The 24,850-nt window shown below is 35.6% G+C and carries 28 protein-coding genes and 1 pseudogene; 14 read left to right on the plus strand and 15 right to left on the minus strand.

Translation table 11 applies throughout. The features are described from left to right. Positions 1–64: 64 nt before the first annotated feature. The 7 genes and pseudogenes from ES765_RS22845 to ES765_RS05250 all read right to left on the minus strand — a co-directional run bounded on the left by ES765_RS22845 (position 65) and on the right by ES765_RS05250 (position 4,821). Positions 65–151 (minus strand): hypothetical protein, encoded by an 87-nt coding sequence (locus ES765_RS22845; protein ID WP_138112015.1) that lies wholly within the window; start codon positions 149–151, stop codon positions 65–67. Continuing rightward, positions 142–384, minus strand: a complete 243-nt coding sequence (locus ES765_RS05225; protein WP_138111851.1) for a hypothetical protein — start codon at positions 382–384, stop codon at positions 142–144. The genes ES765_RS22845 and ES765_RS05225 overlap by 10 nt, the downstream gene beginning before the upstream one ends. A gap of 211 nt (positions 385–595) precedes the next feature. Continuing rightward, a pseudogene (locus ES765_RS22850) lies at positions 596–775 on the minus strand (DUF1206 domain-containing protein); the annotation flags it as partial. A gap of 299 nt (positions 776–1,074) precedes the next feature. Next, complete coding sequence (locus ES765_RS05235; RefSeq protein ID WP_171017240.1) at positions 1,075–1,584, minus strand: DUF748 domain-containing protein; 510 nt, start codon at positions 1,582–1,584, stop codon at positions 1,075–1,077. A 65-nt stretch (positions 1,585–1,649) separates the two neighbouring features. Next, complete coding sequence (locus tag ES765_RS05240) at positions 1,650–1,937, minus strand: hypothetical protein (RefSeq protein WP_138111857.1); 288 nt, start codon at positions 1,935–1,937, stop codon at positions 1,650–1,652. Between the two features lie 138 nt (positions 1,938–2,075). Then, complete coding sequence (locus tag ES765_RS05245; RefSeq protein WP_138111860.1) at positions 2,076–2,480, minus strand: thiol-disulfide oxidoreductase DCC family protein; 405 nt, start codon at positions 2,478–2,480, stop codon at positions 2,076–2,078. A gap of 169 nt (positions 2,481–2,649) precedes the next feature. Then, positions 2,650–4,821: an endonuclease MutS2 gene (locus ES765_RS05250; RefSeq protein WP_138111863.1), complete on the minus strand. Its 2,172-nt coding sequence runs from the start codon at positions 4,819–4,821 to the stop codon at positions 2,650–2,652. Positions 4,822–5,027: 206 nt separating this feature from the next. Here ES765_RS05250 and ES765_RS05255 point away from each other — a divergent pair, with 206 nt between their 5' ends. Both ES765_RS05255 and ES765_RS05260 read left to right on the plus strand, forming a co-directional pair. Beyond that, positions 5,028–5,693, plus strand: a complete 666-nt coding sequence (locus ES765_RS05255) for a uracil-DNA glycosylase (RefSeq protein ID WP_138111866.1) — start codon at positions 5,028–5,030, stop codon at positions 5,691–5,693. A gap of 83 nt (positions 5,694–5,776) precedes the next feature. Beyond that, positions 5,777–6,205, plus strand: coding sequence for a response regulator (locus ES765_RS05260; protein ID WP_138111869.1), 429 nt, complete (start codon positions 5,777–5,779; stop codon positions 6,203–6,205). A gap of 1 nt (position 6,206) precedes the next feature. Here the strand turns inward: ES765_RS05260 and ES765_RS05265 are convergent, their stop codons facing one another. The 6 genes from ES765_RS05265 to ES765_RS05290 form a co-directional block, all read right to left on the minus strand. After that, the gene (locus tag ES765_RS05265; RefSeq protein ID WP_138111872.1) at positions 6,207–7,052 is read right to left on the minus strand and encodes a substrate-binding domain-containing protein; all 846 of its coding nucleotides are present in this window, start codon (positions 7,050–7,052) and stop codon (positions 6,207–6,209) included. Next, on the minus strand, positions 7,039–9,081 hold the full coding sequence (gene ppk1, locus ES765_RS05270; RefSeq protein WP_138111875.1) for a polyphosphate kinase 1: 2,043 nt from the start codon (positions 9,079–9,081) through the stop codon (positions 7,039–7,041). The genes ES765_RS05265 and ppk1 overlap by 14 nt, the downstream gene beginning before the upstream one ends. 42 nt (positions 9,082–9,123) lie before the next feature. Continuing rightward, the gene (locus tag ES765_RS05275; RefSeq protein ID WP_138111878.1) at positions 9,124–10,002 is read right to left on the minus strand and encodes a nucleoside phosphorylase; all 879 of its coding nucleotides are present in this window, start codon (positions 10,000–10,002) and stop codon (positions 9,124–9,126) included. Between the two features lies 1 nt (position 10,003). Continuing rightward, on the minus strand, positions 10,004–10,936 hold the full coding sequence (locus tag ES765_RS05280) for a DUF1835 domain-containing protein (RefSeq protein WP_138111881.1): 933 nt from the start codon (positions 10,934–10,936) through the stop codon (positions 10,004–10,006). A gap of 109 nt (positions 10,937–11,045) precedes the next feature. Continuing rightward, entirely contained in the window at positions 11,046–11,375 is a 330-nt protein-coding gene (locus tag ES765_RS05285) for a translation initiation factor (protein WP_138111884.1), read from the minus strand. Positions 11,376–11,379: 4 nt separating this feature from the next. Next, complete coding sequence (locus ES765_RS05290) at positions 11,380–12,330, minus strand: isopenicillin N synthase family dioxygenase (protein WP_138111887.1); 951 nt, start codon at positions 12,328–12,330, stop codon at positions 11,380–11,382. 121 nt (positions 12,331–12,451) lie between these two features. Here ES765_RS05290 and ES765_RS05295 point away from each other — a divergent pair, with 121 nt between their 5' ends. The 10 genes from ES765_RS05295 (at position 12,452) to ES765_RS05340 (ending at position 21,604) form a co-directional block, all read left to right on the plus strand. Continuing rightward, positions 12,452–14,428, plus strand: a complete 1,977-nt coding sequence (locus tag ES765_RS05295) for a thiamine pyrophosphate-dependent enzyme (RefSeq protein WP_138112021.1) — start codon at positions 12,452–12,454, stop codon at positions 14,426–14,428. Between the two features lie 150 nt (positions 14,429–14,578). Next, the gene (locus ES765_RS05300; RefSeq protein WP_138111890.1) at positions 14,579–15,058 is read left to right on the plus strand and encodes a lipocalin family protein; all 480 of its coding nucleotides are present in this window, start codon (positions 14,579–14,581) and stop codon (positions 15,056–15,058) included. A gap of 38 nt (positions 15,059–15,096) precedes the next feature. Next, positions 15,097–15,780 (plus strand): OmpA family protein, encoded by a 684-nt coding sequence (locus tag ES765_RS05305; protein WP_410504359.1) that lies wholly within the window; start codon positions 15,097–15,099, stop codon positions 15,778–15,780. A gap of 83 nt (positions 15,781–15,863) precedes the next feature. Then, positions 15,864–16,985, plus strand: coding sequence for an NAD(P)/FAD-dependent oxidoreductase (locus tag ES765_RS05310; RefSeq protein ID WP_138111896.1), 1,122 nt, complete (start codon positions 15,864–15,866; stop codon positions 16,983–16,985). Continuing rightward, on the plus strand, positions 16,985–17,692 hold the full coding sequence (locus tag ES765_RS05315; protein ID WP_249356242.1) for a methyltransferase domain-containing protein: 708 nt from the start codon (positions 16,985–16,987) through the stop codon (positions 17,690–17,692). The genes ES765_RS05310 and ES765_RS05315 overlap by 1 nt, the downstream gene beginning before the upstream one ends. A 23-nt stretch (positions 17,693–17,715) precedes the next feature. Continuing rightward, positions 17,716–18,771 carry a type III polyketide synthase gene (locus ES765_RS05320; protein ID WP_138111902.1) on the plus strand — a complete coding sequence of 352 codons (1,056 nt, stop codon included), beginning with the start codon at positions 17,716–17,718 and terminating at the stop codon, positions 18,769–18,771. 30 nt (positions 18,772–18,801) lie between these two features. Then, the gene (locus tag ES765_RS05325; protein ID WP_138111905.1) at positions 18,802–19,578 is read left to right on the plus strand and encodes an SDR family oxidoreductase; all 777 of its coding nucleotides are present in this window, start codon (positions 18,802–18,804) and stop codon (positions 19,576–19,578) included. Between the two features lie 11 nt (positions 19,579–19,589). Continuing rightward, positions 19,590–20,042, plus strand: coding sequence for a 3-hydroxyacyl-ACP dehydratase FabZ family protein (locus ES765_RS05330; protein WP_138111908.1), 453 nt, complete (start codon positions 19,590–19,592; stop codon positions 20,040–20,042). After that, the gene (locus ES765_RS05335; RefSeq protein WP_138111911.1) at positions 20,035–21,309 is read left to right on the plus strand and encodes a beta-ketoacyl-[acyl-carrier-protein] synthase family protein; all 1,275 of its coding nucleotides are present in this window, start codon (positions 20,035–20,037) and stop codon (positions 21,307–21,309) included. The genes ES765_RS05330 and ES765_RS05335 overlap by 8 nt, the downstream gene beginning before the upstream one ends. A gap of 40 nt (positions 21,310–21,349) precedes the next feature. Next, the gene (locus tag ES765_RS05340) at positions 21,350–21,604 is read left to right on the plus strand and encodes an acyl carrier protein (protein ID WP_138111913.1); all 255 of its coding nucleotides are present in this window, start codon (positions 21,350–21,352) and stop codon (positions 21,602–21,604) included. An 80-nt stretch (positions 21,605–21,684) separates the two neighbouring features. Here the strand turns inward: ES765_RS05340 and ES765_RS05345 are convergent, their stop codons facing one another. Then, positions 21,685–22,635 (minus strand): TerC family protein, encoded by a 951-nt coding sequence (locus ES765_RS05345; RefSeq protein ID WP_138111917.1) that lies wholly within the window; start codon positions 22,633–22,635, stop codon positions 21,685–21,687. Between the two features lie 952 nt (positions 22,636–23,587). Here ES765_RS05345 and ES765_RS05350 point away from each other — a divergent pair. Beyond that, the gene (locus tag ES765_RS05350; protein ID WP_138111920.1) at positions 23,588–23,890 is read left to right on the plus strand and encodes a hypothetical protein; all 303 of its coding nucleotides are present in this window, start codon (positions 23,588–23,590) and stop codon (positions 23,888–23,890) included. Between the two features lie 9 nt (positions 23,891–23,899). On the opposite strand, the gene hpf is transcribed toward ES765_RS05350, so the two are convergent. Beyond that, positions 23,900–24,202, minus strand: coding sequence for a ribosome hibernation-promoting factor, HPF/YfiA family (hpf, locus tag ES765_RS05355; RefSeq protein WP_138111923.1), 303 nt, complete (start codon positions 24,200–24,202; stop codon positions 23,900–23,902). A gap of 232 nt (positions 24,203–24,434) precedes the next feature. Here hpf and ES765_RS05360 point away from each other — a divergent pair, with 232 nt between their 5' ends. After that, positions 24,435–24,749 (plus strand): hypothetical protein, encoded by a 315-nt coding sequence (locus tag ES765_RS05360; RefSeq protein WP_138111926.1) that lies wholly within the window; start codon positions 24,435–24,437, stop codon positions 24,747–24,749. The last annotated feature ends 101 nt before the right edge of the window (positions 24,750–24,850 follow it).

The following is a 24,850-nucleotide window of genomic DNA, read 5'->3' on the forward strand; positions in this document are numbered from 1 at the left end:
TATTTTGAAGTATGGTAGTACTAATTTAGCATAACCAATATAATAAACGTATTGACACCTACGGTTAGGTATCAAATTTACGATAGGCTGCCATGGTAAACATATAAATACTATAGCAGATTAGACCTGCTGCTACAGTTCCTAACAGCAGTTTACCGTAAGAGCTTGTTCGTGAATGAACGAGAAGGCTTCTGCGGTGCCTTTCATGTCGTTGGAAGTATTTCCATTCAAATTAAAACCTGCAGCAAGAAAAAAGTAAGCTACAATAGAAGTGACAATGCCTCTAGAAATAAGTATGGCATATCCTATTCGTTTAATATATCTTCTCTTCGCTACTACCGATATGAATTTTATTCTAAACTGAAATAGAAAAATACCTTTCACAGTTAAACCAAGTCAGATGGTAATGAAAATGAAGGTTCCTGTTGAGCTCGCTAATATAGAACTGCAGGACCCGCTATCACTTTTGAGCAATGATAAAATACCAAACCCAGCTAAAATGGATAGAATCCCTAAGGCTGCGTAAAAAGTAACTTCTTTTTGCTAAACCTTTTATGTCTAATCCTATTCCTTTTAGATCCTTTATACTTACCATGAACCTCAATATTGCGAAACAAATAAGGCCTATACCTAAAATAAAAATCAACACAGTGCCACATGTATGATTTTTTAAATAATCTATAACCGCTAACCTGCCTGCTTTTTGACCACCTATATTAATAGCGGAAAGCAAGGTTAAAATTCCCGTAGGGGCATACGTTATTCCTTTAGCAATACATCAAATGTGGGCTATTTTTTTAGTTTTTGGTCTATATGTTAATATATCAATATTAATTCGATTGAAACTCTAGTTGATAGTGTTTAATAATTTGATTTTCAGTATTTTATGATGAATAAAAATATTAGGTATTTCGTGTATTTGAAGGTTTTCTGCTTTGGAGTTGTTCTTTGTTTAGACGACTTCTTGTCGTCTAATGCTTCTCCACCATCGCTAGTATCCTTAAAATTCAAATGATTAACGTAAACCTAATTATAGCCAGTATTCAGGAGTTTTTGAATTTGCGAGTCAAGTAGTCAAATTTTAATCTTCCTCCCGTTTAAATCACCTTCTATTAGTGTTTTTGTAGCCAGCGTATCTTCTTTATGGTTTTTAAGAACAAATTTAAAGAAACTAACAAATCCTACTCGTAAGGTTTTTAAGAAACCATCGGAAATGGCTAACTCTTCAAACAAATCAAATGTACCTTCATTAAAATCAATGCCTGTGAAATAATTTATAAAATCGTTAAGAGCTTTAGCACTGCTATTATCTAGGCTAAAAGACACATCTATATCTGGAATCTCTTTTACTACGTTGATATCTCCATCTAAAACCATCTTTCCATTCCTAATTGAAGTAGCAGTAGCATGAATATTGGAAGGTAGGCTTCTTATTTTTTCAACAATATGTCTAAGGTTGGATGCAACAAGATTTATGTTGGATAAATTAAGGTCAATATTTGGGGTTGTTTGTAACTGTAGAAATGCGAATTTCCTTTTTTCAAGGGTCAGTTGGTTAATGTCGATTGGTACTAAATTAGGCAACACTTTTTACCAATCTTAGGTTCTTGTCTATATACTATCTTGCTGAATATCTTTAAAAACACAGATTATGTTAGCTCTGTCATAATTATTTTAGCATGAATCAGTGATTTCCATTCTGCGGAGATAGGTATTTCTTTAAAGTCTAAAAGTGGAATTTTAGATTTCCCAATAACTTTATTCAAGTACATTCTTTTAGTGGTGTAAATTGCACCTATCAGTTTAAAGTCTATATGCTCAACTTGGCCAAAATAGCCAAGTATATCAGCAAGTATTTTGTTGACGCAATTTTTAATGATATATGGAGGTGTAATACGTAAAATAATTAGTGGGGAGATAGTTACTTTAGGAAGCACATTTTTTTTACAGAATGCTATATTTTCTTTCTTCTGGTTTTCGATTGATTAGCAATTAGAAAGTTTAAAGTAGTAACCTTGTCTAATCAGTAGGAAATATAAGACCCAGAATTAGCGCCAAGTATAAACGTCATAATGTCAAAGAAATTTATCTTTAAGTTCGGTTTTCGGTACCATGCACACATCCTTTTTACCATACCAATTATACCTATTTCGTGCTATAAAATCGTATACGATATTTCGAAAAGATTCAGGAATCCATAGTAAAATAGAAGATATCGTTCTTAAACCTTTCAAACTTTTGCCTATTTCTAATGCTGCAGTTGATTTAGTGAAATAAGCAACATTTGGTTCGATGAGGATAATTGAATCTATCAAATCAGTATCAATATTCCGCGCAGCTGTCATTTTTTTCCCCACTTCACTTTGCAAAGCAGAAAACTGAAAAACATGTTTACTATCTCGCTTTATGATAAACTGAACCGCTCCATTACAAAGATTACAAACTCCATCAAAAAGGATAATTTTCTTAGTTGTTTCCAAGGTGTAAAGATAACATGAATATTAGTATGTCAGGGGCACCAAATAGTTATTAATTACCGTAATCAAAAAACTAAAAGAGATTAATAAAACACACTAAATAGTTAATTAGCATTAATTTTAATCGTATACGATTTATTATAACCTAGTGGTATTCAGGTTTATTTAATCCTTATTTCTTTCGTTCTACTAATTCCAACTGGTCAACACTCACATTCGTGGTAAACATGCCATAATTGACAATGGCCTTACCCTTTTCTAGAGAATCTATTGATCCAACCGCTTTGCCGTCTATCATACGTACCCGATCCCCGATATTAAAAACGGGTTTAGGTTTATTCTTTTCCTTTTGAATTGCTTTTTTCTTATCGACTTTCTTAGTTTCTCGAATAACCTCAACTTCCTTTTGTACTTCTTTGGTTACTTGTGCTTTTTTAGAACGTTCTGCTTTCGCTTGGTTAGCCGTTTTCTTCTTACGCTTACTATTTTCCGTTTCTACGATTCGTATGAGCTCAGAAACTAAGGGACGTTTTTTATTATCTTGAAAATACTTGTCTGCCGCTATATTCACCTTATTGCCTAATAGAATCATACGTTGGTCATGTTCATATAATTCTTGATAGTTCTCTAATTTTGACTTGACCTTGGCGTTTAATTTTTCTAAACGAGATGCTTCTTCACGTGCTTTTACCTCTTCTTCCTTTAATCTAGAACCAGTTTCTGCCATTTTGCTGCGTTCTTTTTGCAGTTTGGCTATGGTTGCGTCAAAACGGACTTTACCGCGCTCAATCTTCTTCTTAGCTTTATTGATTAGTGAGTAGGGGATACCATTCTTCTGGGCAACCTCAAATGTAAACGAACTACCAGCTTGCCCTAAAATCAATTGGAATGTAGGTTCGAGGGTTCTTCCGTCAAAAAGCATGTTCGCGTTCGTTACGTGGGGCAACTCATTGGCAAGGGCTTTTAAGTTGGCGTAATGGGTAGTAATGACACCAAACGAACCACGTTCATAGAACACTTCTAAAAATGCTTCAGCTAACGCTCCCCCTAATTCGGGATCACTACCTGTACCAAATTCATCTATTAAGAACAACGTTTGGCTGTCACAGCGTTTCAAAAATTGGTTCATGTTCTTTAATCGGTAACTGTACGTACTTAAATGATTTTCAATACTTTGGTTGTCACCGATATCTGTTAAAATATTTTTAAAAAAACAAACTTCACTACGTTCATGAACGGGAATCAGAAGTCCGCTTTGCAACATGACTTGTAAAAGTCCAATTGTTTTTAAAGTAATACTTTTTCCTCCTGCATTTGGACCGGAAATAACAATAATCCTGTTTTCTTTATGTAATTCTATGGTTTGTGGAAAAGTCTTTTCTCCCTTACGCTTATTATTAAGAAACAAGAGGGGATGATAGGCATCACGTAAATAAAGCCTGCTATTGGTGTTTATTTTGGGCAGTAGAGCATCAATATCCTCTGCGTATTTAGCTTTTGCAGCTATAACGTCCACTTGGGTTAAATACTCCTGATAATCCCTTAAAAGAACTCTAAATGGTCTAATTTGATTTGTTAGTTGCTTTAAAATGCGTTGCACCTCTTCTTTTTCATCAAACTCCAAATTGTTCAGTTCTCGACTATACTTCAATGCAGCTTCTGGCTCTATATAAACAATGCTGCCTGTCTTTGAAGTACCCATCACAGAACCCTTGACTTTTTTACGGTACATAGCTTTAACTGCTAATACCCTTCTGTTTTCAACTACAGACTCTCTAATATCATCTAAATAGTCTGAAGCTTGATAGGTATTTAAGGCGGCTCCGAAACTTTGACCGATTTTACCTCGTACCTGATTTATCTGTCTACGAATGGTGAATAGGTTATCTGAAGCATTATCCTTGACTTCTCCAAATCGATCAATAACGTTATTTATCAAATCCGGTATTTCCGTAGTAGGTTCTAAAATCGAAACGAATTCGTGAAATAATGGATAATATTCTTTGAATTTTTTAAAGAATTTTTGATGTAAAGCTACCGTTGTGCAAATACTAGCAATTCGCTTAAAACCTTGTAGCTCTAATGTGGTATTTTCAATTTTAAGTAGTTTTAAGTCACTATTAATACTATCAAAACCATGATTGGGAATACGGTTTTCACTAATAAGTGACGATAGGTATTCTGCAGTTTTACCCAATTCCAACGTACTATTTTCCTCGTTGATCAATGGTGCAATTTCTAATGCGGCCTGCTTTCCTAATTCGGTATGGCAGCGCACAGAAACTTGTGTTAATACGGAAGGAAATTCAAGGTCCTGTAATGTTTTGGAATGTATGTTAGCCACGTTCTGTTTAAATAAGCGGCAAAGGTACGGATTGGCTACGATATTTGAAATAACAAGATTGTCAACACTATTTTAACTAATGGCCTTACCTAATAGGGGATATTTAACTTTACAAAAGAACATTAACCTTTCAAAGTAGCCTTGATTAGGACTATATATCGTAGTTATTGGTAGTTTTGTACTGTGTAAAATAAATCATTGTTAGTATGTGTAAAGCAATTCATCCAAGTTGGAAAAATCATTTACAAGAAGAATTTAATCAACCATATTTTAATAATCTTACCGAATTTGTAAAGCAAGAATATACTGATAATACGTGTTACCCCAAACATTCAGATATTTATGCAGCATTCGACCATTGCCCTTTTGAAAAAACCAAAGTAGTTATAATAGGGCAGGACCCATATCATGGTTCTGGGCAGGCTAATGGATTATGCTTTTCGGTTCACGATGGCATAGCGCATCCGCCTTCACTTATGAATATTTTTAAGGAAATTCAAACAGACTTAGAACTACCTTATCCCAAAAGTGGGAATTTGAAACGATGGGCCGAACAAGGGGTGCTATTATTAAATTCTACGCTTACAGTGCGGGCACATGAGCCTACCAGTCATCAAAAACAAGGTTGGGAAACGTTTACCGATGCCGTAATTTCAAAATTAGCCAAAGAAAGGACAGGTATTGTTTTTTTATTATGGGGTGGTTTTGCAAAAAAAAAGGAAAAACTAATTGATTCTACAGCGCATTATATTCTCACTTCTGGACACCCATCTCCGTTGAGTGCTAATCGTGGATATTGGTTTGGAAATCAACATTTTTCTATTTGCAATAAAATATTGAATGATTCAGGCAATAAATCTATTAGTTGGTAAGTTACTTAAAGATATTTTCTCTAACTTTAAAACATTATTTTGCAGTTTTTAACAAATAGAACTGCAATCAACAACAGCGCAAAATGAACAATTCACATAAATTGAACTCTATATTACTAGTAGATGATGATGATGCAAGTAACTTTTTACATTCAATTTTCATTAATAAACTAGACCTAGATGTCAATGTAAACTCTGCATTAAACGGTCAAGAGGCGTTAGATTTTATATTAGGGAAAGGTCAAGAAGAATTAGAGTTACCTTGTATGGTCATGCTTGATTTAAGAATGCCTGTAATGGATGGATGGCAATTTATAAAAGCTTATGAAGAATTGGTTCCAAAAAAGCTAAAAGACCAAATAACCATCGTTCTAGTCACTATTAGTGATAATAAAGAGGATAAAGATGCTGCTGGTGCTAATCCATTTATAGCCGATTTTTCACAGAAACCCCTATCTGATGATACCTTTAAACAGTTAATTCAAAAGCATTTTAGCGTGGCTATTATTTAAATCACACTAATATTTCAGATGTCGATAGTGAACTATCGATTAACTTCAGTTCCTTTAAAGTGTCTTGAACTTTAATCAATGTATGCTCGGGTAGCTGCTGTTGGCTCCATTGAGTGCGTTGCAACCACTGTTGTATATCGATTAATTTTTGTTGATAACGATTTGCTAATGAGCGTTCAATACTGGGTATTTGTTTGAATTCTGCAGTATAATTGTTGATAACCTCTCGAATATGTTTTACTAGATTTTTATGTTCTGATAAAAATTTATTGGTCCCAACCAAAACGAAACAAGGCCAAGGGGTAGGGCAATCGCCTAGGTGTCTAAATATACCGCCATCTACCAAAGGTTTTGTGGTAAAATGTTCCCACATAAAATAATCAGCGTTACCGCAGGCTAGACTCTCTACAGCGCCATCTAGGGTATTTACCAAATTAAACTTCAAATTTTCAGGTTCCCAACCCATTTGCTTTGCATGTACATATGCCATAAGATGGCTTCCACTACCAAAACGGCTAATGGCCGCAGTAGTATTTTTCAATTCTTCAAGTGATTTATAGGTGCTATTTATGTCTACATGAATACCCCAATGCAGCGGAGATGAGATATATTCTTGTATAATTCTAACTTGGTTGCCCTCGGTTATACTTTTAACGATACCCTCTGTAAGTATGATGGCTAAATCAGTTTCATTATTGTCTAACAGGTCGCACATTCTACCTGTACCTTCGGGAATGTCTGTCCAAGTTAAGTTAATACCCCTTTCTTCAAATGCGCCTTCTTCAATGGCCATGTGCCAAGGCAAATTAAAATGTTCGGGTACGCCAATGATTTTAACGGTTTTCATTTAATATTTTTTTTAGGTAATCGTAAATAGCATATTGTGAACGTACGGGTTCTTCCTGATCACCAACGGCTACTTTTTTATTTGAATTTTCTAAATCTAAAACTCTGGCTTTTTGATTATCGTTAAGCTGTAATGTTAGTATATGTTTCAATTCGTTAAAGATATCCATATCAAGAATAGGAGTAACAACTTCTATACGCTTATCCAAATTTCTGGTCATCCAATCTGCAGAACCCATATACATAAGTTCATTTCCTCCATTTTCAAAAAGATAAATTCTACCATGTTCTAGAAACCGATCTATAATACTGGTAATTAAAATAGTATTTTTCATTTGTGCGCTAAGGTCATCACTCGCCTTTAAATAACAGCAAAAACCTCTAACGATAAGTCTAACGTGTACACCAGCATTAACGGCCCTGTATAGTGCGGAAATCATATCAGCATCTTCGAGGCTATTCATTTTAGCTGTTATACCTGCTTTTTCACCCTTTTCTGCAGCAGTAATTTCATTTTGAATAAGATTGAGAAAAGTAACGCGTGTTGTAAAAGGAGAAACTAATAGCTGTTTTAGTTTTGGTGCGATTAATTTTCGCTCCAAAACTTCAAAAACCTGTTTTAAATCCTTCGTAATTTTCTTATGAGCGGTAAAAAGTCCGTGGTCACAGTAAATTTTAGAGGTCTTGGCATTAAAATTACCAGTACCAATGTAAGCATATCGTTTAACCTTTCCGTTTTCTTCCCTAAAAACCATGGCTATTTTGGAATGAACTTTTATCTGAGGGATACTAAAAATGACCTTAGCTCCTTTTTCTTCAAAAATTCGACCCCATTTTATATTATTGGCTTCATCGAAGCGAGCTTGTGCTTCCACAAAAAGTGTTACTTCTTTTTTGTTTTCTAACGCAGTTAAAAGGGCATTTGCCAATGCAGAAGACTCTGCAATGCGATAGATGGTCATTTTAATGGCACTAACTTTTGGGTCAATAGCGGCACTTTTAAGAAATTCTTCAACCACACTAAAGTCTTGATAGGGGAAATGTATTAACTGATCTTTTTTTGAGATAGTTTCAAAAAAATTAGTACAAAAGGATAATTCTGGATGCGGTATTGCAGGCTTTGGTTCGTATTGTAAATGCTCAGTATGTTCAGGTCGGGGAAAAGTGAAAAAATCGGATAAATTATGATACGTGCCACCAGGGGATAAATCAACTTCACCTAAATTAAGATCTGTTTTTACAGCATTGATTAGTTTAAGAGGCATTTTGTTATCATAAAGTAGGCGTGTAGCTTGTCCTGTATTTCGTTTATCTAATGATTTATAAATTTTTTCAACTAGCTCAACATCAGAATAATCATCTTCTAAATAGAGTTCGGCATCCCTAGATAGTTTTATGGAATAACAACTTGTTATCTTTTTTTGCGGGAGAAGCTTTTGCATTTCTAGTCGAACCACATCATCAATATAACAATATTGATGCCCATTACCGGGTATTGCAATGAACCGGTTAACTCCGTCTGTAGGTATTTTCACTAGACTATAGCGGTCATCAAAGTGCGTGACCACCAAGTATAATGAACTGTCAGTAAGTTTTATGTTATTAGTGGTGTGATAAACCTCACAGAATTCTTTAATCGTAGAATCAAATAGATTACGTAGAAAATGTTTCTGTTCTTGATTGAAGCTAGCTACATTTTTCAAATATATATGATGTTCTTCCAGCTCTTTTAAGGTCGTCGCAATTACTTTTCCAAAATGAATTTGTTGTTCATCAATCGTTTTAAGAATATGCTTAAGGGTACTACTAGCTTTGAGCATTAGCTTCTTTCGAAGGTTTTTATCCAACTGCTTAATTTGACGAAGTCCTGAAACACGTACTTTAAAGTACTCATCTAAATTAGATGAAAAGATGGCTAAGAATTTAAGCCGTTCCAATAGGGGAGTTTCTTTATTTTCAGCCTCAAGTAAAACGCGCTCATTAAAGTATAACCAATTAATATCTCTATGTTTAAATTTGTTTTTTTTCATGGTCAGATTTCGGCAAAAATAAGAAGTCTTAGATACGAATAATTAAAATCTCAATGAACTAAGGCGCTCAATGCAGAATTTGATTAACTCATCTACAGATTTGGCCGGGTTATTAGAAAATTCCCCCGTAACTCTATTAGCTAAAATGCAATTAAGTGAAACTGCCTCATGACCTAAGAGTTGTGATAGGGCGTAAATTCCAGAAGTTTCCATTTCCAAATTGGTCAATGATAGACCTTGGTAGTTAAATGATGATAATTTTTCCGTCAATTCAATATGGCTAGGTTTTAATCTCAACTGACGCTGTTGAGGTCCATAAAAGCCTGTATTAGTAGCTGTAAAACCTAATCGTATACGATTATCGCTAAATACTTTTGCTAAGCTGTAGGAGTAGGATAGCACATAAGGTCGGGCCTTGTCCGAACTCCATGAACAGTGTTTGATAAATTCATCCTCAATTGGCGTATGACTAATTTTATTATGTTCATAGAAATGCAAAAGACCATCGAAGCCAATGGCATATTCGCTAATTAAAAAGGAATCTACAGGTATATCTTGCTGAATGGATCCACTTGTGCCGATACGGATAATCCTTAACTTGGTGTGGATTTTCTTTAAATTTCTGGTTTTGAAATCAATGTTTACTAACGCATCTAGTTCATTAAGAACAATATCAATGTTGTCGGTTCCTATTCCGGTTGAGATGACCGATAACCTTTTTCCGTTTTTATACCCTGTATGGGTAATAAATTCTCGTTTTCCTTTTTTAAGCTCTACGGTGTCAAAATAATTGGAAACCTGATGAACCCTATCTGGGTCACCTACGGTAATAATAGTTGTGGCTATATCTTCAGGATGTAAATTGAGATGGTAAATGCTTCCATCTTGATTGAGAATGAGCTCAGCAGGCCTTAGTTGCATGCTATAACTTTAAAATTCTATTATCGTCTGTATTATAAAGGAAATTATATTTTAAGGCACCTCCTAAGTAGACATCATTATCTTGTATACAAGAATAATAACTGGTTTTACCTTCTATTATTTCCTTTCCTTTTTTAGATATCCGTACCGGGTTCAAACTTGTAATCAAAGGTTTCAATCGAGTTATAGCTCGATCGAATTGAGTGTCTACAAAACCAAGGTTTCCTTGGTTTTTAAGGATAATGTCCATAAACTCCTTTTTAGACTTCGGTTTTTTGTCAATAGCTAATTGCAGTATGGTATTTTCCATATTATTAAGGCCGTTAGCAATACTTGGAAAACGTTTGAGATGTGATTTAACAGCATCTCCTAAATAATCAAACTGATAATCCTTAAAATCGGTTAAATTCTCTAAACGTATAGGGTTATTGCTACAATAGAGCTGCCATACATAATCTGCATACTCGGTATCGTCTTGGGATAATACTTTCTTAGTATTATATAAAGCAAGCAATTGGTCATCGGTAAGTTCACTTAAGCTATACAACTTATCAGTATCATCTTCTTTACCGCTGCAGACCAATGAAATTTGGGCATATTTACGATGCGTTAACAACCAACTTATTACTGCGAGCATATTAACTTGGCAGAATAGGTCATATTCAAACCACAGTACAATATGATCTTGTTGTTTATGATTACATAAAGAACGGTATTCTTTTAGCGTCTTTTCTATGAACCATGATTTTGAAACTTTATAATTTTTATGAAGAAACTCGAATCTAGCTTTCCAAAATGATTCCGTTCCTACGGTGGGTAAAGTCTTCCCTTCGCACAACATTTCGCGCCACGTGATTATATCACCGCTAAGATTTAACTTTTGAAGACGTTGAGTTAAATTGTCTCCATTGGTAATGTGTAAAAGAGAACTCATACCAGCTTGAATTTAATTTAGTTGTTAGAATAAAAATACCACTTAAAACAACGTTATAAAATAATTTAACAGAAAACAAATTTAAGTTTACGAGGAGAAATTTATTTTATTACCCTCCCACACGTTTTACCGAAAAGCCTTTATCCTTTAATATGGTCATTATTTTACCCCTATAATCTCCTTGTATGATTATTTTATTATCCTTAAAACTACCGCCAACACTAAGTTTAGTCTTTAATTCTTTCGCTAATTTCTTGAAATCTTCAGTAGCACCAGTATACCCTTCTAAAATGGTAATGGGTTTTCCTTTGCGTTTTTCGTATTTACAGATGATAGGATCATCTTGTAACCAAATTTTACTTTTATGCTCTTTTTCGGAGGGAACATCTTGTGGTTTATGTTCTGGAAAAAGGTTTTTAAGTTGGTCTTGTATGTCCATTCTTTTATTTTTTAATCAGTCCTAATTCGATTAATCGCTCATGCAAAAATTCACCTGCAGTAATATCGGTATATAGCTTAGTATGCTCATCGTCTACACAGTTTTCTAAACAATTTAACGACATTTCACTAACCGGATGCATGAAAAATGGCACGGAATATCGTGATGTTCCCCAAAGCTCTTTTGGAGGGTTAACCACTTGATGAATAGTAGATAATAATTTATTATTGGTCAAACGCGATAACATATCGCCTACATTAATCATTAATTGATCTGGCTTAGCAATGGCATCAACCCATTCTCCTTCGTGGTTTTTAACTTGAAGTCCTTTACCGTGGGCACCCATTAATAAGGTTATTAGATTAATGTCACCATGTGCTGCAGCCCTAACGGCATTTTTGGGTTCTGAAGTAATAGGCGGATAGTGGATTGGGCGCAAGATTGAATTTCCATTTTTTATGAAATCATCAAAATAGTACTCGTCCAATTTTAAATGAAGAGCCAAGGCGCGTAAAACATATTTAGCGGTTTTCTCTAACATTTTGTAGGTTTCCTTTCCAACTTCGTTAAACTTGGGAAGTTCTTTCACGATAACATTGTTAGGGTATTCCTCATCTAATTTCGAATTACCTTCGACATACTGTCCAAAATGCCAAAATTCCTTCAAATCACCTTCTTTGCGACCCTTCGCATGTTCCTTACCAAAAGACGTATACCCACGCTGACCGCCGATACCTTCTATTTGGTACCCATCCTTTACGTTCTCTGGTAAATCAAAGAACTCTTTAATTTCTGAATATAAAGAATCAACCAACTCATCTGATAGAAAATGTCCACCTAAGGCTACGAAGCCAATTTCTTCAAATGCCTTACCGATTTCATCAATGAATTTTTGTTTTCTTTTTGGGTCTTCCGAAAGAAAATCTGATAAATCAACGCTAGGTACAAAGCTCATGTCTTTATGGGTTTTATGTAAAACTAATACTAATTGCTGATTTACAAGCTTTGTTACAAATGATCCTTACTGAACGCATTTTTGTTACATTTATGTTTTATTAGCAAAACACACCACTTTGATGGATTATAAACGTTTTCAAGTAGCTGAGGATATTAAGGTAAAGCTATTTAAATCAATGCTTAAACCTCGTATGATTGAGGAAAAGATGTTGATACTTTTAAGACAAGGTAAAGTATCTAAATGGTTTAGTGGTATAGGGCAAGAAGCGATTTCGGTAGGGGTAACCTGCGCGCTTAAAGATGACGAGTATATCTTACCCATGCACCGAAATCTTGGGGTATTTACAACCAGGGAAATACCGCTATACCGACTGTTTACACAATGGCAGGGCAAAGCAAGTGGCTTTACACAAGGACGCGACCGAAGTTTTCATTTTGGCACACAAGAATTCAAAATAATCGGAATGATTTCTCATTTGGGTCCGCAATTAGGGGTCGCCGATGGTATTGCACTTGCGCACAAATTGCGTAATGAACAAAAGGTTACCGCAGTATTTACAGGAGAAGGTGCGACCAGTGAAGGTGATTTTCACGAGGCATTGAATGTTGCGGCGGTTTGGGATTTACCCGTACTATTTTGTGTTGAGAACAACGGATATGGATTATCCACACCTACTAACGAGCAATTTAAGTGTGAAAATTTGGCCGATAAAGGAAAGGGTTACGGCATGGAATCTCATATAATTGATGGTAATAATATTCTAGAGGTCTATACTAAAGTGTCAGAATTGGCTGAGGATATGCGAAATAATCCTCGGCCGGTATTACTTGAATTCAAAACCTTCCGCATGCGTGGGCATGAAGAAGCTAGTGGTACGAAATATGTTCCGCAAGAGCTTTTAGATACTTGGGCAGAGAAAGATCCGTTGGAAAATTTCACAGCTTTTTTAGAAAAGGAGAACCTACTTTCTAGCGAAATAATTGCTGCGATTCGGGTTGAAATTCAAGCCGAAATCGATGAACATTTACAAAAAGCATACTCAGAGGAATTGATTATACCCAATGAAAGTAAAGAATTAAGTGAAGTATATAAAAAATTTGAATATAAAGAAGTTAGTCCAAATAAAGATACTAAAAATATACGATTAGTTGATGCCATATCAGATGGTTTGAGACAGTCTATGGAGAAATTTGACAACTTGATTATTATGGGTCAGGATGTTGCGGAATATGGAGGAGTATTTAAGATTACTGATGGGTTCATAGACGATTTTGGGAAAGAGCGTGTACGCAATACCCCCATTTGTGAATCAGCTATTGTATCTGCAGCAATGGGACTTTCTATTAATGGGATGAAAGCTGTAATGGAAATGCAATTTGCCGATTTTGCCAGCACTGGGTTTAATCCTATCGTAAATTATTTGGCGAAGAGTTATTACAGATGGGCAGAAAATGCAGATGTGGTTATTCGTATGCCGTGCGGAGGTGGTGTAGCCGCTGGCCCGTTTCATTCTCAAACGAATGAAGCTTGGTTTACCAAAACTCCAGGACTCAAGGTGGTGTACCCTGCCTTTCCTTATGATGCAAAGGGATTGTTAGCAACAGCTATAGAGGATCCAAACCCGGTACTGTTTTTTGAGCATAAAGGGTTGTATAGAAGTATGTATCAAGAAGTACCTGTTGACTATTATACATTACCTTTTGGTAAGGCGAGCCATATTAGGGAAGGAACTTCAATGACAATTGTGACGTATGGAGCAGGTGTTCATTGGGCATTGGAAACGTTGGACAAGAATCCAGATATTGATGCAGATTTATTGGATTTACGTACGCTGCAACCATTAGATATTAAGGCTATTTATGACTCGGTAAAAAAGACAGGGAAACTGATTATACTTCAGGAGGATAGTCTATTTGGCAGTATAGCAAGTGACATTTCAGCTATGGTAATGGAAAATTGTTTTGAACACTTGGACGGACCTATACGAAGGGTTGGTAGTTTGGAGACTCCTATTCCGTTTAATGCTAAATTAGAACAGCAGTATTTAGCAAAATCTAGGTTTGAATCTGTTTTGTTAGAACTGATTAAATACTAGTATATCCGCTAATAAATTTATTAAAAGAGCCAATTCAGTCGTTTTATTAAGAGCAATTTTGTACTGCTTTTAGTATTAAAAAGGATTGCATCCATCCAAAAAGCAAGACATAACGTATATACATTTCAAACCCATTAAAATTTAGTACCTATGAAAAAAATGATTTGGCTATTTAGTATTGTACTTCTGGTTTCCTCATGCTCTATTTCTAAAGATGCTCGTGGAAAAAGAAACCTATTGAGCGGTTCTTGGACCTTAGATAATGTTGCTTTTGAAAACAATACAGGCAATGTGAAAGCTGTTTTGTTTAATGATGTAGAAGACATTTGTTTAGAAGGCAGTGATTGGTTTTTCCGTGATAATAACAGTACCGGTAGATATACCATTAGTCCATCGACTTTATGTAATGGTGGAGACCGTTTCATAAAGTGGTCTGTTGTAGAACGTGAAGAAAATTACACGAGCCAGCTTCAGTTTAAATTTATCAACGAGAAAAATCAGGATATTTCTGGTGGTACTGGTTACCGATTAAATATTGAAAGTTTAACTGAATATGCAATGACATTAAAATCTAATGTTATGGTTGATGGTTCTGCCGTTAACGTAGTATATGAATTCAGTAAAAAATAATAACCTACTTCAAAATTCAATTTAAGCTTATGAAAACAATGATAATACGTAAAACTAGTTACATAATTGCTCTAGCACTGGTAATGAGCTGTAGCACGGTTAAAAATGCAAATAAAACTCAAAAAGGCGCTGTTATTGGTGCTGCAGGTGGTGCCGTAATCGGTGGTGTTTTGGGTAATAATGTTGGAAGTGGAAATAATACCGCTCTTGGAGCAATATTAGGTGCTGCGATTGGTGGTGCTGCCGGTGGTTATATTGGTAACAAAATGGATCGTCAAGCAGAACGTATTGAAGAAGAAATTCCTGGTGCAGAAGTAAAAAGAGTTGGTGAGGGTATTAATGTGACCTTCAATGAAGATGCAGGTGTTTATTTTGATACCAACAAATCGAACGTACAAGGAACTTCTGCTACTACCTTAGATAAATTAGCTGGTATATTTAAAGAATATCCAAAATCAAATGTATTGGTTGAAGGGCACACCGATAGTGCTGGGGCAGATGAATACAATATGAATTTGTCAAAACAAAGAGCACAGTCAGTTAGCGATTATCTAATCACAAAAGGTATTGACGCAAGTCGTTTCGATACAAAGTGGTATGGTGAAACCCAGCCGGTAGGGGATAACACAACTACAGAAGGTAAAGCAAAAAACAGACGCGTTGAATTGGCAATCGTAGCGAGTGAGTCATTAAAACAAGAGGCCCAAAGTCAAACCAATTAATAGAAACTTAATTTCTTGTACTATATTAAATTAAAACCCTGCTAATGCAGGGTTTTTTTTGCAAATGATGTAACTTCCCCTGAGTGAAAGAACACGACATACTTATTATCGGCGGTGGTTTAGCGGGCCTTACCGCATCCATTGATTTGGCACTTCAAGGTGTTGATGTAGCGGTGTTTGAATCGAATAAATATCCGCATCATAAGGTGTGTGGAGAGTATGTATCGAAAGAAATAGAACCTTATTTAAATCGATTGGGCATCAATCCCTATTCAATTGGCGCGGTTAACATTACCCAATTTCAAATTTCTTCACAAGAGGGGCATCTGGTAGAAACCGAATTACCTCTTGGTGGTTTTGGCATTAGTAGATATGTTTTGGATAACATGCTTTTTCAGCGAGCGCAGGAACTTGGAGTACAGTTTTATTTTGAAAAAGTTTTAAAAACTGATTTCAGAAACAATACTTTTTATATCTCCACTAACTCCCAAGAATATTCATCAAAAATTGCCATTGGTGCCTATGGCAAGCGTTCTATCTTGGATAAGAAATTGAATCGAAATTTTAGCTTCAAAAAACAATCCTGGTTAGCCGTTAAAGGGCATTACAATTATGCTAATTTCCCTGAACAACTAGTGGGCTTGCACAATTTTGAAGGAGGGTATGGCGGACTATCAAAAACGGAGTCTGGGGCAGTTAACTTCTGCTACCTTGCCAGTTATCAGAATTTCAAAAAGTATAAAGATGTAGATGAGTTCAATGAAAAAGTAGTTTCGGAAAATCCCTTTTTAAGAAAATTTCTAACGGAAGCTAAACCTATTTTTGAGCACCCATTAACCATAGCGCAGATTTCTTTTGATAAAAAGGATGCAGTCGTAAATCATATGCTCATGTGTGGAGATACGGCAGGTCTTATACATCCTTTATGCGGTAACGGTATGGCAATGGCTATTCATAGCTCAAAAATTGCTTCTGAAATGGTGAACCGATTCTTGAATAATTCGAATTATGAACGTCATGACTTGGAACGTGATTATAAAAAAGCTTGGTCAAAGACATTTGGTAAACGATTATGGTTGGGTAGAAAATTACAGCGAATCTTATTGAATAAGAATATGGTTTCTATGGGTATTCGTTCGATAGGAAAGTCGGATTCGTTACTGAAATATATTATAGCTAAAACACATGGAGAATTAGTATCATAATGGTAGATTTTACACAGCGTTGTTCTGAAATTGAGATAATGGATACTTTTTCTGGTACTACAGATGAATTAGATATAATCCTTCAAGATATCAATAGGGTGAATCGGTTGTTAGGTGGTTACAATATAACCTTAAGTGCTGTATTTGATTTAATTAGCGATAAAAATTTAGAATCGTATACGATTTTAGACATGGGTTGTTCTGAAGGTACTATGCTTAGAAAGCTCGCAAAAGAGGCTAGAAAACGAAATATAACACTTACTCTTATAGGGGTAGACCTTAATACCCAAAGTTTGAAATTGGCACGAGAATATTCTACCGATTTTCCTGAAATTAGTTTTGTGGAATGCAATATTTTGACTGCAGATTTTTCTAATCTGAATATTGATGTAGTAATGACTACATTAACCCTTCATCACTTTTCAGATCAGGGCGTTGTTAAATTTGTAAATCAGTTTAATAAACTTGCGTCACTCGGGGTAGTTATCAATGATTTGGAACGTAGTTCTATTGCGTTTTATTTGTTTAAGGCATTTAGTTTCTTTTTCATTAAGACTGAAATTGCAAAGAAAGATGGATTATTGTCGATTAGAAGAGCATTTAGAAAGAAAGATTTAGTGGCCTATGCAAATCAAGTCAAAAATGCGTCCCATTATATTCAATGGAAATGGGCCTTTAGATATGTATGGGTTTTAAAAAAGAAATAGTAGATTGAAGGTTAAGAATAGCTATGAGTCAAACAAGAATTGTTAGTGTCACGAAAGAGTTGCCCGAATATTTTAAATATACCAAAGATATTTTGCCTTTAGTAGAATTTTGGTTAAGCGGGCAAGAAGAGCGTTTCACGCGTAAAGTGATAAAAATTTTTGAAGGTGCTGCGGTAGATAAGCGCTATTCTATCATACCGCCAGAAGAGGTTTTTCTAGCGACCACCTTTGAGGATAAAAATAACATCTACGTTAAGGAAGCCAAAAGAATGGGCGCTAATGTATTGCGGAATGCACTTCATAAAAGCCATTGGGAAGCAGATTCTATAGATTATATAATTACAGTAAGCTGTACCGGTATCATGATTCCCTCATTGGATGCGTATCTAATTAACGAGCTTGGTTTGCGGCAAGATGTTGTGCGGCTTCCAGTAACAGAAATGGGTTGTGCAGCAGGAGTATCCGGACTTATTTATGCCCATAATTTTCTTAAATCTAATCCGGAGAAAAGAATTGCATTAGTTTCCGTTGAAAGTCCGACGGCTACCTTTCAGTTAAACGATTATTCGATGGCGAATATGGTGAGTGCAGCCATATTTGGTGATGGTGCTGCATGTGTTCTCTTATCTTCGGAGGAAGACGCGGTAGGGCCTAAAATTGTAGGGGAGGAGATGTACCATTTTAAGGACGCTACGCATATGATGGGTTTTGATTTAACCAATCACGGTCTGAAAATGATACTGGATCCTTCGGTGCCTGAAACGATAGCAAATCATTTTTCAGATATTGTACATCCATTTTTAGAAAAACACGGAAGTTCTATTACTAAAGTTGACCATTTAATTTTTCACCCAGGAGGTAAAAAGATTGTTCAAACCGTAGAATCACTTTTTGGTGCTTTGGGTAAAAATATAGATGATACACGTGAGGTTTTACGTTTGTATGGTAATATGAGTAGTGCGACGGTGCTTTATGTGTTAGAACGATTTTTGGAAAAGGAAATTCCGACAGGACAACAAGGACTAATTTTAAGCTTCGGACCCGGTTTTTCAGCACAGCGGGTTCTTATTGAGTGGTAAGTTGGGTACGAAAATTTTTAAATTAATATAATGAATCATTGGGCTTTACTATTAGGTGGCAGTAGTGGATTAGGGTTGGCTACGGCAAAAAAGTTGGCCAGACATGGATATCATGTGCTGATTATTCACCGTGATAGACGTACTGATATGGATGAAATTCAAAATTCATTTGAAGAAATCCGTGCGAATGGAAATCAGCTCATCACCTTAAATGTTGATGCGTTGAATCCTGATAAAAGGTCAAGCACAATTAAAGATATTAAACTTCGGCTACCTGAAGGGCATCAAATTAAGGTATTGGTGCATAGCGTAGCTAAAGGAACCCTAAAACCGATGTACTCAGAAAACGAATCGACATTAGTGGATACGGATTTTAAGATGACGTTCGAAGCAATGGCCCTGAGCTTATATGATTGGACAAAAGCATTGGTCGAAGCTAAGCTTTTCGCTGCTGATACGCGTATTATTTCATTTACCAGCGAAGGGAATACCAAGGCATTGCCAAATTACAGTGCAGTTTCTGTAGCAAAAGTAGCATTAGAAGCATTGACCAGAAGTATTGCATTAGAATTTGCTCCAGTAGGGATAAAGGCAAATTGTATACAAGCAGGTATAACCAAGACTAAATCTTTGGCTATGATTCCGGGTTATGAGCAGATAAAAGCACATGCCTTAGAACGAAATCCGAATAAACGATTGACTACTCCCGAAGATGTCGCCGATGCTGTTTATTTGTTGACCACGGATGAGGCAAAATGGATAACGGGTACGGTCATAAAAGTAGATGGTGGCGAAAGTTTGATGTAATTGAAAAACAAATGACAAAGAACTCTTTTCAATGGATAGTAGATGAGTTACCATACGCAAAGCCTTTTTTGTTTGTGGATGAAATTATGAGTATAGACGAAACCAGTGTAGAAGGCACCTATCGGTTTCATTCTGATGCAGCGTTCTTTGGGGGGCATTTTAAGAATAATCCCGTAACACCAGGAGTTTTATTAACGGAGTGCTGCGCACAAGTCGGTCTCGTTTGTTTAGGGATTTATCTTTTAGGAGACAACAAGCAATTAAAAGACCTTAAAATCGGTATGAGCAGTTCTCAGATGGAGTTTTTAGTTCCTGTGTTTCCAGGAGAACGTGTTCGGGTTGTTTCTGAACGGGTTTATTTCCGGTTCCAAAAATTAAAATGCGACGTAAAGATGTATAATAAGGATAATGAATTGGTCTGCAAAGGTACATTGGCAGGCATGATGAGTATAACTAATGAATAGACGTGTTGTCATTACCGGTTTAGGCGTTTGTGCACCCAATGGTGTTGGCCTGCCTGATTTCACCCAATCTCTAATAGATGGTAAGAGCGGCATACGCCATCAACCTATTTTAGAGAAATTGGGTTTTGGCTGTCAAATTGCAGGGGAACCATTGGTAAAGGATAATCTTATCGATACCTACTTTACACCGTTGGAGCGAAGGGGCTTGAATGCTACAGGAATAGTGTATGGCGTTATCGCTGGTGTTGATGCTTGGAACGATGCCGGACTAGAGAAAAATAACACTGAGGAGCCCAGTTGGGACCGAGGAATACTGTTTGGAACAGGTATTTTAGGAGTAGATAAATTTAGGGAAGCCATTCATCTTATAGATGAAGGCAATGTACGTAGGTTGGGTAGTACATCTGTTATACAAACGATGGCAAGCGGAATTAGCGCCTACTTAGGCGGGTTGTTAGGTTGTGGTAATCAAGTAACTACAAATTCGGCTGCTTGTACAACAGGAACGGAAGGGATTATTATGGCATATGACCGTATTAGTCAGGGTAAGGCCGAGATAATACTTACGGGTAGTTGCAGTGATAGTGGACCTTATGTATGGGGAGGTTTTGATGCCATGCGAATTTTGCCCAGAGCCTACAATTCGAGTCCATTTAAAGCGAGTAGACCTATGAGTGCTTCGGCTAGTGGGTTTATTCCTGGCAGTGGGGCAGGAGCACTTGTTTTGGAATCCTTAGAGAGTGCTCAAAAAAGAGGGGCACATATATATGCTGAGGTTTTAGGTGGAGAAATAAATAGTGGAGGGCAAATAGGGGAAGGTTCAATGACCGCGCCAAATAGCATGGCCGTACAACGGTGTATACGTAATGCACTATCCAATTCAGGGGTTGAAGCTTCTCAGGTTGATGTCATTAATGGCCATTTGACAGCAACAGCGAAAGATACATTAGAAGTGAAAAATTGGAGCAAAGCTTTGGGTCGTAAAGGGTTAGATTTTCCATATATAAATTCATTTAAAAGTTCTATCGGACATTGTTTGGCTGCCGCCGGAAGTATAGAATGTGTCGCTACCATATTGCAATTCAAAGAAAAAGTAGTTTTCAAAAATATGAATTGTGAGGATATTCACCCTGAAATTAAAGAGCTTATTTCAGAACAATGTATACCACGAAAAACACTTGATTATACACCACAGATTATTGCGAAGGCAAGTTTTGGCTTTGGAGATGTCAATGCGTGCGTGCTATTCAAATATTTTTCAGATTAAACAACATAAACATACTGATTAGTATCAAAAATACAAATTCATGCAAGAAGAAGAGAAATATCAAATATTGAAAGATATCATTAACATCTATTTGCCAGAGGATGTGAACATTGCGGACATACAAGAGGATAGTCACTTTATGAATAATTTAAATATCAATTCCGCTAATTTGGTGGATATTATATTGGATGTTGAGGATGCTTTTGACATTCGATTAGAGAATGATGATATGGATCAAATGCAAACGGTAAACGACGCAATGGCAATTATTGACATCAAATTAAAAGACAAGTAGTATTCGTATTACTTACTACATAGAAGAACTAAGTTGGTATTTCAATTTTGAAAAAGGAACTTCTTCAACATGGAAAAACCTTATTCGATTTTCTTTTTCTCCTCCTGAATAAATATTGATGCTAGTATTCCAGAAGCTAAGGCAACAGAGATAACAGTTAATGAAACCCATTCTGGTAATTCTAAATAATGTGAGAATAGCATTTTTAGTCCTACAAACGCTAAAATAACTACAAGGCTATAATTGATGAACCTGAACTTTTCAAGCATTCTTGAAATCAAGAAATACATAGACCTTAAGCCTAATATGGCCAAAATATTAGAACTAAAGACAATAAATGGATCTGCAGTAATCGCTAATATCGCTGGGATACTATCGAGCGCAAAAAGAATATCAGTAAGTTCTATAACAATCAACGCCACAAATAGTGGAGTAGCGGCATTGAGGCCCATTCGTTTTATAAAAAAAGCATGACCGTGTATGATTGATGTAACAGGATATATTTTTTTTATTTGTTTAAATACAAATGAGTTTTTAGGGTCAAAATCATCATCGTCACCCTTTAGCATTTTGAAAGCGGTGAATAATAAAAAGACGCCGAAAATATAAATGACCCATTCAAATTTGGTAATCAAAGCAACACCGAAAAAAATCATCAATGCCCTGAAAACGATTGCCCCTAAAATTCCCCAGAACAATACTCGATGCTGGTATAAGGGTGGAATTTTAAATGATGCGAATATTACTGCAATAACGAAAACATTATCTACGCTTAAAGAGAGCTCTATTAAATAACCGGTAATGTATTTTAACACTGCATTGTTCGGCGTAAGACCTGTAGGGTTATCTATAATACCAGAACTAAAAAGCCAATAGATGACGCCACTAAAACTGAGTGCTATTGTAACCCATATTGCAGTCCAGATACCAGCTTCCTTTGATTTTATTACGTGGTCATGCTTATGGAAAACTCCAAGGTCTAAAGCAAGAAAAATAAGTACAAAAGCTATAAAAACAATCCAGACTATCATATTGAATGTTAAAAGTAGTAAAGGTATTAAATTTAGACCTTTCCTATTTTATTTTAATAAAATCTTCGAAGCTTGAAATGAATTTAATATACATTAGTAATTCATTATGTACAATCAATTTTTTTCTGTGAAGGTATTTTTAATTAAAGTTATCATTGAAAAATGACAAAGCGAGAGCAAATAGAATTAAAGGAAATTGCTATAACCGACCAAGAAATATAAACACTACTAAAACCAAAGATACAGTCCACGTATATTTAGTGATAAGGATCTTACTACTAAAGACATAAATCAACTATTTGAAGCGGCGCGTTGGTCGGCAGGTTCCAATAATAGGCTACCTTGACGATTTATTTATGCGCATAGGGTGCGTACAAAGGGATTCAGATACTTCTATACAATAACTGATTGCCTTGGTGATTTCAATCAATGTTAGGCTACTAATGCTCCCGGTGATAATGTTGTCACTATACAAAGAAAATAACCCTAAGGGAAAGAAAATTTTCATGTACTTCATGCTTTGTAAATAGAGTCACACAAGCTGAATACATAGTAATCGGTTTGCATTATAGGGTGGGTGTTGATTGAAAAAAAGCAAAATATGTTTTTAAGGTAACAGATTAGAACTGCTATTGCAGTTGGTTATTATGATGGAGAATTGAACGATGTATCCGAAGACATTTAAGATTAGGAGAATGCAGCACGAAAAAGTATTCCTCAAGTAGATTTTACATTTAAGGATAGTTGGGGAACCATTAATGACAAGAAAGTAGTGATTTGAATCTACTTTATCCATTTAAAGGTAAACTGCTGTTATTTCTCGAACAATAACAAAGTACGATACGATAAACTGACCTTTAAAAAATTAGTGCTACTTTTCTAGGGAGAACCAGCTTTACGAATGAAAAAACCCACTTTTTTTGGTTGTGTTTGCGCATGCCTAATGGTAGTAATGAACACAACTTACGCACAAGTTACTACTGAAACGAATGCTAAAATCAAAAAAAGAACATTCCTGAACCAGTTTGAATCTGATTATGTGCTGTCTGTTTCTGAACGGATTGCGTTAAAACAAAGTAGGATTGCCTATCAATTTAGAACAAAAGAAATATTGGACACACTTGACATATCCGATAGAAAAAGGAAGCGGTTAATTGAAGAATTAAAACGCAATCCATTTTCTAATCGAATTCAAGAGGTTATTGCCAATGGAACCAAATTTGAAGATAGTCTCAAAGTGCTTAAACCAAATTAAAAATACAGTTTAGTGCGATTGCATCTTAGCTTTTCGTTTCTCTAACTGTCGTTGTAAGTCATCTACTGAAGAAGCTATAGAGGCTTCGAAACTTGCCGAAGAGGATTGGGCAAATAGGCGAGGGCCAGGGGCGCTCAAACGTATATTACATACCATACCTGTATCTGAGGATGACGTATTTTCCGTCTTAAAAAAAACATCCGATCTTACTATAAAATCGAATTTATCCACTAATTTCTCTAATTTTTGAGCAGCCATGATTTCTAATCGATTGCTGGCTTTTACATCGTCATATTCAAAATTGATATTCATAGGTTGAAAGTTTAGTTTAAGGTACTCATTTCCGTTAATCCTTACAACTAAAAAAAACTTAATTAAAAAGTTTAGTTAGATTAACATTTGTTAAGCCTTTTGTTTCTAAATCATTAACTGATTTGCTGTAGTTTTAAAGTTAAGTTAAACTTAACCGACCATAGCTAAATATTGTAATACTTACTCTAATTTGAGATAAAATTCATACAATGTAATTTTAATAACACACACTATGGAAAATCTACAGGACAAAACCATATGCTTAGGTAAACTAGAACGTTGCTACAATTGCCTCCAGTATATTAAGACCAGAATAGATTCTTATCAATATGAACCTTCCACAAGTGCGCTTTTTGAAACCAAAGAATATTTAAAGGAAAAGATAGAAAAGCTAGTAGTGGCTAATGATTCTCTTTTAAGTTATTTAAAAATCACCAATGAGTTATTGCCTGATCAGTATCAAGTGGTGAACTATCATATACTGGAAACCTTTGAACTAGAAGAAGATGTTATGGAGTATACCTCAAAATCTAAAAAGTTTAATTAGTAACTATTCATTAGTGAATCCTTTAAACTAGGAATTAAATAGTCCAGAAGCGTACCTTAATTACCTCTTATCTATTAATTACAATTGTAGTAGTAGAACAT

The sequence above is a fragment of the Maribacter sp. ACAM166 genome, from assembly GCF_005771495.1.
GTDB lineage: Bacteria > Bacteroidota > Bacteroidia > Flavobacteriales > Flavobacteriaceae > Maribacter.